This window comes from Microvirga flocculans ATCC BAA-817 (genome assembly GCF_000518665.1).
GTDB classification, from domain to species: Bacteria; Pseudomonadota; Alphaproteobacteria; order Rhizobiales; family Beijerinckiaceae; genus Microvirga; species Microvirga flocculans.
This window is the reverse complement of record NZ_JAEA01000008.1, coordinates 30,620-43,932: the sequence shown is the minus strand read 5'-3', so window position 1 is coordinate 43,932 and position 13,313 is coordinate 30,620. Positions and strand designations below refer to the sequence as shown.

Here is a 13,313-nt window from a genome sequence, read left to right as displayed (position 1 = left end):
AGAGGCGTTGCGAAGGGGGTAGCCAGGAAGAGATCCCTTTGGGGCATTCTATATACGATGCGCTTCGCGTTAAGATTGCGCCCAATCGACAATGACGCACGAACGATTTGCTTTCCGCTGGTTGATCCATTCACAACCGTTGGCCCAGCAGTCGAGAGGCATATTACCAATGGCAGCTATGGAATGAGCACGGATGTGAATTGGTCGGATGCATTTGGCGCTCAAAGAAAATCGAAAAGACAAAGGGCTGCGTCCATCATGGCGGCATCCGGCGCCATGAGGATTCTAGAGAAATTGCCGAGGCGGAACTGCTTGGTGGTGCTGAATTATCATAGGATCGGTTCTCGAAGCGATACGGTCGGAGATCCGAATTTATATTCCGCCACTCCTGGCGACCTCGACGAACAAATTACGTGGCTCAAATCTCGCTATCACATCGCCTCCTTGGATGAAGCGATAAGGTTTGTCGAGGGGCGTACGGCCTTCCCTGACGCTGCAATCCTGATTACCTTTGACGACGGGTACAAAGACAATTTTGATTATGCATACCCTATATTAAGAAATCACAAGGTTCAGGGAACGTTCTTCATATGCACCTCTTACATCGGTAGCCAGCAACTGCCCTGGTGGGATCGGATTGCCTACATGGTGAGGAATTCGAGAAGTGAACAACTGACCTTGAATTACCCTGAGCGGCTGAATTTCGATCTGAGTTCTAATAAGCTTGCTACGATCAATCGTCTCCTATCGATCTACAAGTCTGGGCATGCGATCGATAAAGAGAGGTTCATGAAGGAGATCTCTCGAGCTACCGGTGTGGAGAGAGAACCTTCAGATCAGAGGCTCTTCATCAATCAGCATGAATTGAGAGAGATGGCCCAGAATGGGATGGCCATCGGCTCTCATACCCACTCGCATCCTCTGCTAAGCCACCTGCCAAAGGATCTTCAGCTCGAAGAAGTTCTTCTCTCGAAAAGAATTCTCGAGCGCGAGACAGAGCGCAAAATTCAATCAATCGCTTATCCTGTCGGCTCATCGGACAGTTTCGATCAACGGACGCATGAGGCTCTTCGTCAAGCCGGCTACCGGATTGCATTCTCGTTCTATGGCGGGAAGAACATCGCTGGAAAAATTCCCCCTTTTGATGTCAAACGTCACCATGTTGGCCTCGGGGAGGGGGCTTCGCTCTTTAGGGTTCGCGCGGCCACATCTGCGATACTGGGACAGCCTCTCCTCTAGACACGACCAGGCATCTACCGCCCCCCACCGCTTCCTATGGCATAGGCCTGGATATATCCAGTCAGGAGCGCCCCTGTTTCCTGAGCTTTTCGTTCCTCATACCGAGATCGCCTCCCTCTCGCACTCGGGTAAGAGCTGGAGCAGATGGGAGGCTCGTTCCTGAATCGCACCGTTCAGCCATTCTTCAAAACTCCCAAGCTTGGCGCTTTCCCTTTCCAGTGGCTTTCTCCAGGCGGTCCTAGAGCAGGGAAAATAAGGAGAAGCCCTATAGCCCCAAAGATCAATACGGATTGGAACCGAGACTGAGATAGATTTGAACCATGCGGCTCAAGAATTGAGACGGAAAATCACACTTATATACGAACTCATTTCGGGCAGGGGATGTGTCCTTAAATTTCAAGAAGCGTGAGGAGGCCCCGATGCGTAGGAATTCCATGGCTCCATCTCAGGCATTTCGGTTCTGGTAGCGCATCGATGCTTTCCCGCCAGGAGTTGAACCGCAAGATCGTCGCCGGAGCATTCTGGGCCCACCTGGCGTTCGTAAGCACGAAACTCATAGCTTTGCTCAATATGGCGGTTCTGGCGCGCGTGCTTGGAACCGATGACTTCGGGCTCATAGCCGCTGGGCTGACGGTTCTTGCTCTTTTGGAATCGCTCTCAGAGGGCGGCGTCGGAGCTTCTGTCGTGTGGCACCGGCAGGAACCGGAGAAGACGGCGGCTGTCGCCATGGCGATCAGTCTGATCGGCGCGTTGCTTATCGGAGGCGCGGCATTCTTGGCCGCTCCGATCATCTCGGAAGTTTTCTTTGATCATCGCTCAGTCGACATCATACGGGCCTTATCGGTGTGCCTTCTCCTGTCGGGTCCATCGTCGGTCTTCGTCGGCATTCTCCAGCGCGACCTTGCCTTCCGGAAAAGAATTGTGCCGGAAATCCTCAAGGCTCTCACCAAGACGATGATAGGAATCGTCTTGGCATTCTCAGGCTTTGGCGCTTGGAGCCTTATCTATGGTCATATCGTTGGAATGGTCGTCGGACTCCTGGCGCTTTGGTGGCTGTCAGGATGGTCGCCGCGCCTGTCCCTGGATCGAAAAATTGTTTCGGAAATTCTGCCATTCGGGCTGCAGCTGACCATCGTCGGCATACTAAGCATTCTGTGCCGCAATGCCGATTATATGCTGATCGGACATTTCTTCGACGTGGCGACGCTTGGGGTCTATGCGCTAGCCTTCACTTTAACGGATCAAATCATCTTAGGAATATGCTGGGCCGCCAGCCAAGCCCTGTTTCCGGCTTATGGCGCTATCCAGGCCGATCTCCCCGCACTCAGGCGTTCTTATGAAGACAGCCTGGTTGGAATTGCAGCATTAACGCTGCCTGCTGCAGCAGGATTAATGATCGTTGCCGACCCGTTCGTTCGGGTTCTCTACGGCGAGAAATGGACCGACGTCATTCCTGTTGTACAAGTGCTGACCATATATGCAATGCTCCACTCCATATCATTCAATTTAGGCGATCTCTTCAAAGCGATAGGGCGACCGTCCGTCCTGACATGGACGAATATTCTGTCATTGATCCTCGCTCCCATGATCGCAATCGTCTCCACACGCTGGGGGATTGTAGGCTTCGTAATCGGGCAAATCGGGCTCACAATCGGCATCTCGTTCCTTCGGCTGAAGGTTGCGGAAAAGCTTGTCGGGATCGGCCCTGCAATTTTCGCACGGTCTCTGAAAGGTCCGCTTTTTTCTACCGCTATGATGATAGCCGCAACGGCAGGTGTGGAGCACCTGGCGCACTTCCAAAGCCCTACCATCAAACTCGTCGTCCTGGTCGTTGTCGGATTTGTCAGCTACGGGCTTGTGCTTTCGATAACATCTCCTTCTCTTTTCTCCGCTTTCACGGCCTTGACCAGGGCGAAGCGGCAACAGCTTCTCCTGCCGTAATCATGAATACGATAGCGCTCTCCGAGGACCTAAACCTGCTTCAGAAGTCCTTGCTGCTCGGCATTGTTCTTGCGACATCACTGCTCGCGATGGGTGCAGTGGGTTTATTGGAGACCCTGCTGATCATCGGGCTCGTTTTGGCGGCATTAATCATCTTCCGATGGCCTGAATATGGCATCGCATTGTTGGTCGCCGGCACTGTTACGAACATCTTTGGCGTTGCGTCAAACGTACATGGATTGCCTGGAATTCAGCTTCGTCTCACTTTCGGCCTCGCTTTCGTGCTTCTCGTGCGCTGGGCTTTCGGTCGGGAGAAGCCGGCGCGTGCATGGGCTTTCTTGCCAATTCTGGTTTTGGCTTATGGGGTTTCCCTATTATCTCTCGTTCACGTCGAAAATCTTGATCCGACTCTAGAAAAGCTGACCGAACAGGTCAGGGACATCAGCACAGTCGTCGTTCTGGCCCTTTCGCTTACATCCCGAGATCGTCTGATTTTGGCGATCAAGCTGACCGTTTTAAGCATGGGCATTGTTGCCATGCTTGGTGTGGGGCAATACCTTACTGGCAGCTTCGATCAGAATATGTTCGGTCTCTCGCAAGCCTCAATGAAGCAAATTGCCGGAAGCATACAACAATGGAGAATATCCGGAGCGTTGCCGGACCCAAACTACTATGGACAGGTTTTGGCAATGACCCTGCCATTAGCACTTTTCTTGGCCATATATGAAAAGCCCATATTCTGGCGGATAGCCTATTTTCTCTGTGCCGTGGCGATCCTAGCCGCGTCTTTGCTCACATTCTCTCGAGGAACGATATTTGCGATTGCTGCCATGGCTGTGGCGTCGATACTGACCCTTCGAGCAAGATGGTGGTTGCTCGGCGCGGCCCTCATGATTGGCTGTCTGGGATTGTTCGCAATGCCCAGCGCTTTCATCGATCGGATTGCATTGATCGTTCAGGCGACTCAAAACCTGGTTATGGGAGAGCAGGCAGTCAGCGATCCTTCGTTAAGCAGTCGGATCGCTGTCATGAGTACTGCGCTGTATATGTTTTTCGATCACCCATTCGTTGGAATTGGGCTGGGGCAATATCCCATTCTCTATAATCAGTATGCCCTCGCTCTTGGCGTGAATCCTGGAGCTGAGCCAAATGCCCATAGTCTCTATTTGGAAACTTTGGCGGAGGAGGGGATTGCTGGGTTCGTGAAACTCGGCATGCTCATCATCCTTGCATTTACGGTCTGTCTACGCAGTGTCAGGTATTTCAGTTTTGCCAATCAGAAGCATGATGCGTCCATTGCTCTGAGCTTGTGCATCAGCTTTGTTGGATATTTGGCATCCGCTGTTTTCCTGCATGGCGCGTTTATCCGGTTCTTTTGGATAGAGATCGCACTTCTCTTGTCTCTATCGAATTTAAGTTATGCGGCAACACCTCGCCCATGGGGAATCCGGAATACTGACGAACGGAGCTCAAACATGATTCACAGAGCACTGGCGCCTATCGACTTGCTTGGCGTATTGCGAGAGCGAAAGCTCCTAATCGTGGCGACAACCCTGGCCTTCATGGCCGTTTCCCTGATCGCTACACCGCAATTCACGGCGGAAAGCACGCTTCTGTATCGGTTTGGAAGAGAGTATTTTCCAATCAGGCCTGGAGAGGAACACAGAAACTGGGGCGAGAACGTTCAGGTCTCGCTGGATGCGGCCTTGTTTACGGAGATGCACCTGCTGAGAAGTCGCGAGGTCATTGAATCGACGATCTCCAAAGTAGGGCTCGATAAGCTTGCCACGTCTCAAAAATCGCTTCTCGATCAGATGCAAGGCAACGCATCGGGGATCGCAAACGATGTTCTGTCATTGAGCAAAAACATTGGAGCCGGATCAACCGCATCTCCTTCCAAGCGGGATGTCGATCCTGCTGTTGCCATTGCCAAAAGTCTCGCTGAAAGGCTGCGCATACGTCGTGTAGAAGGAGCCGCGATGATCGCGGTCGGTATACAGGACCCCGATCCGGAATTGGCCGAACAGATTGTTGCCGCCCATATCGAGTCATATCTCGCAAAAAGGCAGCAATTGTTCGAACGGGACCCATCAAATTTCTACACGGCCGAAATCGCAAAGGCACAGGCAGAACTGTCAAGCATATCTGAGAAGATGAGTTCGTTGCGTCTAGAGCAAGGCGTGCCGGACGAGGCTGTCGAGCATTCCGTTCTTTCGGATCGCCTCATTGCGCTCGAACGGCAAAGACAGAGTATGGGGCAGGCGGACGTTCCGATCCTGCTGGAAGACATAAAGAAAACGCGTGAGGCTTTGTTCAATCTCAACGCGATGACCAGCACCATGAAGCTCCTCGAAGCCCGGTATAAAACCGTCACGGAAAGCCTGGAAAGAATGCTTCAGGAGCAGCACCGGTCGCGTCTGGACAGCGCCTATGTCCGAGAGCTCGGCCCAACGATCGAAATTGTCGAGCCTGCATCCTTCAGCTCTCGGCCGTCCGGCTTCTCCCGTCCCGTGAGAATGATTTTAGGTGGGGTCATTGGATTTATGATCATCACTGCTGCGCTCATGGGATATGCAGCTCTTGTTCGGAGAAAGAAGGATGGCTTCATGTCCGATTACGCGGGCCGGACAAAAGTCAAAGTCGTTTTCTGAACCTCGAGACCCAAGAAACTGACCGACAAGCTCAGATCGGTCAGGAGTTATTCTGGCGCGACTTATGAGAGATTAGTTCATCGTCTGCACTCCTGTCGCGCGTTCTATGGTGCGGACGAGGAGGGCAGGGCAAGACGGTAGGGCAAGAGAGAATTGGAGCCCGGCTTAAGAACTGCGTCGATGGCTGGAGCTGCTTGACAGGCCGATTTCTTCGAAGGCACCCCGAATCCACTTCGTCCCAAAATAATGTAAGAGACAAATCATCATGATGGACGTCCGGGCTCCAACCGCCCATGGATCGACCTCAGACAGAGCTGCGGGCAACGTGCGAAGGTCCGCAGGGTTGGAACAGGACACGCAGCTAGCTCGTTCGGTCGGAGCACATCCGCCGCAATGAATGGTAGTCACGTCCTTGAAAGACGATCGAGGCTCTATGGAGCGTAGCTCACAAGAAGACCGATCGAACGGCCAAGGGAGAGGCCGTAGCCGGAAATACCGGAGAGAAGCTGAAAAATATCTAGGAAGAGAGCAGCGGTAAGTGTCCGCATATGACCATCTATGATTCGCATAAGATATATTATGGAACTTAAATATCTATGCAGATGACGGGATGGTTCGCTCCTGGACGCAATCGTCATGCGAGTCCTCGTCGGGCGGTAATGCGTCATCATCGGCCTGCCCTGCCGACGTTCGGATCAACGGCTGATATCCGGGCCGGCCGACCTTCCGCTCTTGGCCAGGATTACGACGCATCATCGGCTTAAGGTCTCACGGGAAACTCTACTGCTCTCAATGTCTGTGACCGGGACGTGAGAGCCCCGGGCTACGGACAGTTTCGACGTGCCGCCTTCATTGTTGCCGAGAAGCCTTTGAGAGCAAACGTATATGTCGTTTTGTTACCGCGCTTCGACGTCGCCTCGATCGTGGCCACGCGGCCTTTTTCGAGGGCTCGAACGAACTCGGCCTCGCGTTCCGTACGGCGCAACCAGGCATAGTTGCCACGAGGGATCATGGTAAACGTCTTGCCGTCCACCGCCACATGAATCGCAACCGGCGCGAATTGATAGCCTGCCTGAAGGCTGGCTTCACTGCGGATCTTTCCGCCGTCCAGGCGGCGAACGAACAGGCTGACCCTGCCGTGATCGAGATGCTCCGGCTTCTTCGATGCGGCGTCGGAAAAGACGTAGCAGATGGAGGAGCCGTTCTCCTTAACTCGCCAAGCACTCCAGCTTTCGCTTGTCTCAAGCATTCGTGGGGCCTGCGCGTAGGCGCTTGCGCTTGAGAGGATGCTGATTGCGATGGCCGTGCTTGTAACTCGCATCTACAGGATACTCGCGTTGGAAGTTGAGGAGACTGCAAACTTCCAAGCCGAGGTTTCCTGAAGGTTAATTTCTCCGCTCCTGTTCGGCCAGGAGCGCGGCGCGCATGAAAATTGGCAATAGCCTTAGGAGCTTGTCGCCTCTTCAAGAGAATGTGAACGCGGTTCGATGTTCCCTCATTGTTTTCCAAGGATAAGCTGCAGGCGCGAGATTGCACAGAGAGAGCGCCGCGCCTGGAGGATGATCGATGATACCGACGAGAAAAGCTGCTATCTGGCTTTCTCAGCTTGCGCAGCGATGACCTTGGCCGCTCGCATCAGAGCCTGCAGGGTCTGAGGCTGAAGTTCGCCGGTCACAGGTAGGCCGACCGTGCGCTGGAACTCCTCAATCGCCTGTCGCGTCGAGGCTCCCATGACACCATTGGCATTGATGGTTCCGAAGCGGAGTTGTGTAAGGGCCTCCTGGGCGGCTTTCACATCCTCCTTTGTCGGGAGCGGCGTGATGCGCAAAAGCTCCGGCGCGCTTCCGACGGCAGGCGCCCGAAGGATCGGATCCAGGGCCGCCAGCCGATCCCTTGCCTTTGCCAGTTCGGATTCGGTCTGTTTGTACTTGGCCGTCTGACGCTCGAGCTCAGACCGGGCCGATGAGAGTTGCTCGGTCAGCTGTGCAATTTGGCGCTCCCCGTCTTCTACAGCTTTGCGCTGCGAGGCGTAGAGCGATTGATAGTCGAGAAGAGCGGAAACCTGCCCTCGTAGCTGCCTTTCGGTCCGATCGGCATCGAGAGCAGAGTAGATCCATCCGCCCCACCCTGCGATGGCGATCAGAGACACAGCGAGGGCGATGACGCGATCGGATCGAAACCGTTTTCTTTCCTGCATCAAAGGCACGGCAACCCCTTGAACCTCCCTGTTCGCAGCGGCCAAGTCTTGTCCGTGGGCTAAGATGAACAGAAAGGTGGTGAAAGAATGACCTCGTCCTTCTGTTGCGAAGGATCCCGTTGCAATAAGAAGCGCCGGCCCTGAGATGGATCGGCGCTCGCAGCTTTAATGGCGACCCATTCAGACGACGGTGTCGGAGCCGCCTTTCAGCTTGACCGGGATCATGAGGTAGCGCACGCCATTGGCCTGCGCGGGCGGGAACTTGCCTGCGCGGATATTGGTCTGGATCGAAGGGAGCAGCAGTCTCGGCGCCGCGAGCTTGGCGTCGCGAGCCGTACGCATGGCGACGAACTCGTCCTCGCTGACGCCTTCCTTCACGTGCACATTCTTCTCACGCTGCTCGCCCACTGTTGTTTCCCAGGCATAGGTGTCGCGTCCCGGCGCCTTGTAGTCATGGCACATGAACAGCCGGGTTTCGGGCGGAAGCGCCAGAAGCCGCTTGATCGAACGGAAGAGTTTATAGGCGTCGCCACCAGGAAAGTCGGCCCGCGCCGTGCCGTAGTCGGGCATGAACATTGTATCGCCGACGAACACCGCATCCTCGATCCTGTAAGAAACGTCGGCTGGAGTGTGACCGGGCGTGTGCAGCACCTCGACCGCGAGGTTGCCGATCATGAACCGCTCGCCATCCTTGAACAGGTGATCGAAATCACGGCCTTCGGTATCCAGATCCGTGGCGTTGAAGATCGGACGGAAAATCCGCTGCACGTCCTTGATGTGCTCGCCGATGCCGATCTTTGCGCCGGTCTTCGCCTTGATATAGGGCGCGCCCGACAGATGGTCGGCATGGGCGTGGGTCTCCAGGGCCCATTCGATGGTGTAGCCCGCCTCCTCTGCTGCCTTCAGCATCGCTTCGACCGAGCGCGTGTCGACGGTTCCGGAATTATGATCGTAGTCAAAGACCGGATCGATGATCGCTGCTTTCTTTGTCGCCGGATCCGCCACCAGATAGCTGATGGTATTGGTCGGCTCGTCGAAGAAGGCGCGGATGAAGGGTTTGCCTGACATGATGTGAACCTCCTCGGTGGTTCGGGCTCGATTGATATTGACAATATATAAGCAATATCTAAATAAGCAATATCTAATCCAGCAATGGCTCACAGGAGCCACCTTCGGAGATATCGCATGTCCCTTCCCTCTCTCTCACCTGAACACGCAAAGCGCCTGCTGGACCGGGGCGCGATTCTCGTCGACATCCGCGAGGTCGACGAGCATGCCCGCGAGAAGATCCCCGGCGCGAAGCTGATGTCCCTGTCGAAGCTCGACGAGGCCGATCTCGCCCTGCTTGAAGGCAGACCGGTGATCTTTCATTGCAAGAGCGGCGCCCGCACCAAAGGCAATGCTGCGCGGCTTGCCGGCAAGGTGGGCGGCGCCTGCGAGGCCTTCATCGTCGAGGGTGGAATCGATGGCTGGAAGAAGGCGGGATTGCCAGTTGCCGTCGACCGTCGCCAGCCGCTCGAACTCCAGCGCCAGGTCCAGATCGGCGCGGGCAGCATGGCTCTCTTCGGAACCCTCCTCGGCTTCCTCGTTTCGCCCTGGTTCTTCGCCATCCCCGCTTTCGTCGGCGTCGGCCTTATGGTCGCTGGCATCACCGGCTTCTGCGGCATGGCGCGGATCCTGATCAAGGCGCCATGGAACCGGGCCGTTTACGCCCAGCCGAACCAGGCCCGTTCCGCCTAAGGAGGCCATGATGATGCTGTCCTTCACCCAGAGCGTTCTCGGACTGGCCTCGGGGTCGCTTGTCGGCTTCACGCTCGGCCTTGTGGGCGGGGGCGGCTCGATCCTGGCGGTTCCGCTGCTCGTGTATCTGGTCGGCGTGAGCAACCCTCACGTCGCCATCGGCACGAGCGCCATCGCGGTGGCGGCCAATGCCGCCACCAATCTCGCCAATCATGCCCGCATCGGCAATGTGAAATGGCGCTGTGCGCTCGTCTTTTCCGTGGCGGGTGTGATCGGCGCCCTCGGAGGCTCGACGCTCGGCAAGATGGTGGACGGCCAGAAACTATTGGCCCTTTTCGCTGTGTTGATGATGGTGGTCGGCGCCCTCATGCTGCGCAAGCGCTCGGGCGGCGGCGAAGCGGCCGTCAGGCTCAGCCGGGAGAACTTCCCAAAGCTGGCGGGCATCGGACTGGCCACAGGCGCCCTCTCCGGCTTCTTCGGCATCGGCGGCGGGTTCCTGATCGTGCCGGGCCTGATCCTGGCGACCGGGATGCCGATCCTCTATGCCGTTGGCTCCTCTCTTGTCGGGGTGACCGCTTTCGGCCTGACCACAGCCTCGAGCTATGCCCTTTCCGGATTGGTCGACTGGACGCTCGCGGGCCTGTTCATCGGCGGCGGCGTGCTGGGCGGATTGCTCGGCGCGCGGGCGGCCAAGGCACTCGCCGACAAGAAAGGGGGGCTCAACACCGTGTTCGCCGCCCTGATCTTCGTGGTCGCCATCTACATGCTGGTGCGCAGCCTCAACCTGCTCTGAGTTCGATCGACAGGCCAGATTAATCGGCCTGTCGATACCGCTACACAGAAGGCTTCGTTCCAGTCATACTCGCATGCCAAGAAGGAGACTTGCCATGAAAGCTGTGAGGCTATCGCCCAATCTCTCGGTCGCTCCGCAGATAACCGAGAAGGATCTTGAGGAGGCGGCCGCGGCGGGCTTCAAAACAATCATCAATAACCGTCCCGACGGCGAGGCTCCCGATCAGCCGCGCGGCGAGGCGCTTGCCGCTGCGGCGATGCGCTTGGGGCTGACCTATAAGCACATCCCCGTGGTCCCGGGCCAGCTGTCGAACGATCAGGTCGAGGCTTTCAGGCAGGTTGTTACGGAGTCGAAGAAACCCGCCCTCGCCTTCTGCCGGACCGGTACGCGCTCGACCACTCTTTGGGCGCTTTCAGCCGCCGACCGGCTCTCGACCAGCGAGATCCTGCAAGCGGCCTCGGATGCAGGCTACAACCTCGACGCGCTGCGGCCTCAGCTTGAAGCCGCTGCGGCAAGAAAATCGTCCGCCAAGTAACAAAGCGCTTAAACGCCCCAGGGCGCGCCGGGCAGCGCATCGAGGGGAATCTTGAGATAGCGTCTGCCGTTGCTCTCCGGCTCCGGCAGGCGGCCGCCACGGATGTTCACCTGCAGAGCGTTCAGGATGAGCTGGGGCATGGGCAGCTCGCGATCGCGTGCCTCGCGCAGGGCGACGAATGCGTCCTCGGTCCTCGCCTGAAAGAGATGCTCGTTCTCACGCCGCTGCTGCGCCACTGTGCTTTCCCACTGCGCCTCGCGGCCGCCCGGCCGATAATCATGACCGGTGAACAGGCGCGTTTCGTCCGGCAGCGCCATGATGCGCTGGATGCTCTTCCACAGCGCCCTTGCCGAGCCACCTGGAAAATCGGCGCGCGCGGTGCCGCTGTCGGGCATGAAAATCGTATCGTGGATGAAAGCGGCATCACCGACCAGGTACGCTATGGAGGCCAGCGTGTGGCCTGGCGTGAACATGACGGATGCATCCAGATTGCCGATCTTGAAACGCTCGCCGTCTGCGAAAAGCCGGTCCCATTGCGAGCCGTCTGTCGGAAAACTGTCCGGCAGGTTGTAGATCGCCTTCCAGAGCTTTTGCACCTCCACCACTTTTTCGCCGATGGCGGTCGGCGCGCCGGTCCTGTCCTTCAGGTACCCGGCGGCCGAGAAATGGTCGGCATGGGGATGCGTGTCGAGGATCCACGCGAGTGTCGCGCCCTCACCCTCGATAGAGGCGAGAAGCTCGTCAGCCGAGGTCGTCGCCGTCGCACCTGACTTGGGGTCGAAGTCGAGGACCGGGTCGATGATCGCGCATGCCTTTGTATCGGGATCCGTGACGATGTACTGGATACTTCCGGTGCGCTTTTCATAGAACCCCTTCACTATGGGGCGGCCGGGCTGCAGGGAGGATGCGATCTCGGTCAGCATGGGGTTTCCTCTTCGAGGATGGACGGAGGCTGCCTGGAACTCAGCCGTCCAGGTCGGGAGCGGTTCTGCGCAAGGAAACCTGCACCTTTGCAGGCGCGATGCGGAAGAGCGCCATGCCGGCAATCATTGCGGCCACGAAGACCGGAACTTGCCATGGGCCGAAGGTCAGCGCCGTCAGGGCCGGTCCGGGGCAGAAGCCGACGAGGCCCCAGCCGATGCCGAACAATGCAGCGCCGGCGACGAGGCGCGGATCGATGTCGCGGCGGCTCGGTATCTCCAGGCAGGGTGCAAGAACCGGCACGCCGCGTCTTTTGGCGACGCCATAGCCGAGCGACGACACCACGACGGCACCGCCCATGACGAAAGCGAGGCTCGGATCCCAGTTTCCGAAGATGTCGAGGAACGCGAGAACCTTGGCCGGGTCGACCATCTGCGAGACGATCAGGCCGAGACCGAAGAGAAGGCCGGATGCGAAAGCGGCGAGGATCATGGGCATGGCTTACATCCCGATGACATGACGGGTGACGAAAACCGTGACGATGGCGGTCGCCATGAACACCAGCGTCGCGGCGATGGAACGCGGCGAAAGCCGGCCGATGCCGCAGACGCCGTGACCGCTCGTGCAGCCGGCCCCGAGCCGGGTGCCGTATCCTACCAGCAATCCGGCCACGATCAGAACAGGCAGGGATGCATCGATGGAAATGCTCGGCAAGGCGCCACCCAATGCGGCATAGGCCAGAGGCGCGATCAGCATCCCGACCAGAAAAGCCAGACGCCAAGCGGCCTCGTTGCGAGTGGGCGGAACCAACCCGCCCAGGATTCCGCTGATGCCTGCGATGCGGCCGGTCAGCAGCAGGAGAAGAGCCGCGGATGCGCCGATCATCAGACCGCCGACAAGGGCGGAAACGGGGGTGAAGTGCTCCATACCGGCAGCCTCCTCTGCTATCCGGCGGATTGTTCGTCGGCCTTCGGTTGCCGGCAGAACAGGCCGTAGAGCGTGGCGAAGAGCTGCTCGATGCGCGGGTCGGCGATCCGATACCAGAGCGTCTGGCTCTCGCGGCGGAAGGTCACGATGCCCTCGTCGCGCATCTTGGCCAGGTGCTGGGACAAGGCCGATTGCGACAGCCCAACGGCTTCCGAAAGGGAGGTCACGTTGGCCTCCCCCCATTCCACCAGCTTGCACAGGATCATCAGCCGCCGCTCGTTGGCGAGGGCGCGCAGGATATCGGCCACTTCCGTGGCCTGAATCTCAAAACTCTCAAGGTCTAGGTCGAGCTTGGGCATAGGCCTGCCA

13 protein-coding genes are annotated in these 13,313 nt (G+C 57.5%); 6 read left to right on the top strand and 7 right to left on the bottom strand.

What is annotated here, in order from left to right; all coding sequences use genetic code 11:
- The first annotated feature begins 195 nt into the window (after positions 1-195).
- The 3 genes from L879_RS0109960 to L879_RS0109950 all read left to right on the top strand — a co-directional run bounded on the left by L879_RS0109960 (position 196) and on the right by L879_RS0109950 (position 5,831).
- On the top strand, positions 196-1,239 hold the full coding sequence (locus tag L879_RS0109960; protein WP_161634654.1) for a polysaccharide deacetylase family protein: 1,044 nt from the start codon (positions 196-198) through the stop codon (positions 1,237-1,239).
- A gap of 474 nt (positions 1,240-1,713) precedes the next feature.
- The gene (locus L879_RS0109955) at positions 1,714-3,180 is read left to right on the top strand and encodes a lipopolysaccharide biosynthesis protein (protein WP_027315986.1); all 1,467 of its coding nucleotides are present in this window, start codon (positions 1,714-1,716) and stop codon (positions 3,178-3,180) included.
- A 2-nt stretch (positions 3,181-3,182) separates the two neighbouring features.
- Positions 3,183-5,831, top strand: coding sequence for an O-antigen ligase family protein (locus tag L879_RS0109950; RefSeq protein WP_027315985.1), 2,649 nt, complete (start codon positions 3,183-3,185; stop codon positions 5,829-5,831).
- Between the two features lie 823 nt (positions 5,832-6,654).
- On the opposite strand, the gene L879_RS0109945 is transcribed toward L879_RS0109950, so the two are convergent.
- The 3 genes from L879_RS0109945 to L879_RS0109935 all read right to left on the bottom strand — a co-directional run bounded on the left by L879_RS0109945 (position 6,655) and on the right by L879_RS0109935 (position 9,096).
- Positions 6,655-7,080 carry an invasion associated locus B family protein gene (locus tag L879_RS0109945; protein WP_051435201.1) on the bottom strand — a complete coding sequence of 142 codons (426 nt, stop codon included), beginning with the start codon at positions 7,078-7,080 and terminating at the stop codon, positions 6,655-6,657.
- Between the two features lie 339 nt (positions 7,081-7,419).
- On the bottom strand, positions 7,420-8,073 hold the full coding sequence (locus L879_RS0109940) for a peptidoglycan-binding domain-containing protein (protein ID WP_027315983.1): 654 nt from the start codon (positions 8,071-8,073) through the stop codon (positions 7,420-7,422).
- Between the two features lie 135 nt (positions 8,074-8,208).
- Complete coding sequence (locus L879_RS0109935) at positions 8,209-9,096, bottom strand: MBL fold metallo-hydrolase (protein ID WP_027315982.1); 888 nt, start codon at positions 9,094-9,096, stop codon at positions 8,209-8,211.
- Between the two features lie 117 nt (positions 9,097-9,213).
- On the opposite strand from L879_RS0109935, the gene L879_RS0109930 reads away from it, so the two are divergent.
- The 3 genes from L879_RS0109930 (at position 9,214) to L879_RS0109920 (ending at position 11,096) form a co-directional block, all read left to right on the top strand.
- Positions 9,214-9,768 (top strand): rhodanese family protein, encoded by a 555-nt coding sequence (locus L879_RS0109930; RefSeq protein ID WP_027315981.1) that lies wholly within the window; start codon positions 9,214-9,216, stop codon positions 9,766-9,768.
- 10 nt (positions 9,769-9,778) lie between these two features.
- Positions 9,779-10,561, top strand: a complete 783-nt coding sequence (locus L879_RS0109925) for a sulfite exporter TauE/SafE family protein (protein WP_027315980.1) — start codon at positions 9,779-9,781, stop codon at positions 10,559-10,561.
- 94 nt (positions 10,562-10,655) lie between these two features.
- Positions 10,656-11,096, top strand: a complete 441-nt coding sequence (locus L879_RS0109920; protein WP_027315979.1) for a protein tyrosine phosphatase family protein — start codon at positions 10,656-10,658, stop codon at positions 11,094-11,096.
- Between the two features lie 8 nt (positions 11,097-11,104).
- On the opposite strand, the gene L879_RS0109915 is transcribed toward L879_RS0109920, so the two are convergent.
- The 4 genes from L879_RS0109915 to L879_RS0109900 are packed head-to-tail and all read right to left on the bottom strand — an operon-like array spanning position 11,105 to position 13,303.
- The gene (locus L879_RS0109915) at positions 11,105-12,019 is read right to left on the bottom strand and encodes an MBL fold metallo-hydrolase (protein ID WP_027315978.1); all 915 of its coding nucleotides are present in this window, start codon (positions 12,017-12,019) and stop codon (positions 11,105-11,107) included.
- Between the two features lie 40 nt (positions 12,020-12,059).
- Positions 12,060-12,515, bottom strand: coding sequence for a YeeE/YedE family protein (locus L879_RS0109910; RefSeq protein ID WP_027315977.1), 456 nt, complete (start codon positions 12,513-12,515; stop codon positions 12,060-12,062).
- Positions 12,516-12,518: 3 nt separating this feature from the next.
- Positions 12,519-12,944: a YeeE/YedE family protein gene (locus L879_RS0109905; RefSeq protein WP_027315976.1), complete on the bottom strand. Its 426-nt coding sequence runs from the start codon at positions 12,942-12,944 to the stop codon at positions 12,519-12,521.
- Between the two features lie 17 nt (positions 12,945-12,961).
- Positions 12,962-13,303, bottom strand: a complete 342-nt coding sequence (locus tag L879_RS0109900) for an ArsR/SmtB family transcription factor (RefSeq protein ID WP_027315975.1) — start codon at positions 13,301-13,303, stop codon at positions 12,962-12,964.
- Positions 13,304-13,313 lie beyond the last annotated feature (10 nt).

Excerpts from the sequence above, each read along its gene's own strand:
- L879_RS0109945 (WP_051435201.1), bottom strand. The coding sequence starts at position 7,080 with ATGCTTGAGACAAGCGAAAGCTGGAGTGCTTGGCGAGTTAAGGAGAAC.
- L879_RS0109955 (WP_027315986.1), top strand. The coding sequence starts at position 1,714 with ATGCTTTCCCGCCAGGAGTTGAACCGCAAGATCGTCGCCGGAGCATTC.
- L879_RS0109925 (WP_027315980.1), top strand. The coding sequence starts at position 9,779 with ATGATGCTGTCCTTCACCCAGAGCGTTCTCGGACTGGCCTCGGGGTCG.
- L879_RS0109910 (WP_027315977.1), bottom strand. The coding sequence starts at position 12,515 with ATGCCCATGATCCTCGCCGCTTTCGCATCCGGCCTTCTCTTCGGTCTC.
- L879_RS0109920 (WP_027315979.1), top strand. The coding sequence starts at position 10,656 with ATGAAAGCTGTGAGGCTATCGCCCAATCTCTCGGTCGCTCCGCAGATA.
- L879_RS0109915 (WP_027315978.1), bottom strand. The coding sequence starts at position 12,019 with ATGCTGACCGAGATCGCATCCTCCCTGCAGCCCGGCCGCCCCATAGTG.
- L879_RS0109935 (WP_027315982.1), bottom strand. The coding sequence starts at position 9,096 with ATGTCAGGCAAACCCTTCATCCGCGCCTTCTTCGACGAGCCGACCAAT.
- L879_RS0109930 (WP_027315981.1), top strand. The coding sequence starts at position 9,214 with ATGTCCCTTCCCTCTCTCTCACCTGAACACGCAAAGCGCCTGCTGGAC.
- L879_RS0109950 (WP_027315985.1), top strand. The coding sequence starts at position 3,183 with ATGAATACGATAGCGCTCTCCGAGGACCTAAACCTGCTTCAGAAGTCC.
- L879_RS0109900 (WP_027315975.1), bottom strand. The coding sequence starts at position 13,303 with ATGCCCAAGCTCGACCTAGACCTTGAGAGTTTTGAGATTCAGGCCACG.
- L879_RS0109905 (WP_027315976.1), bottom strand. The coding sequence starts at position 12,944 with ATGGAGCACTTCACCCCCGTTTCCGCCCTTGTCGGCGGTCTGATGATC.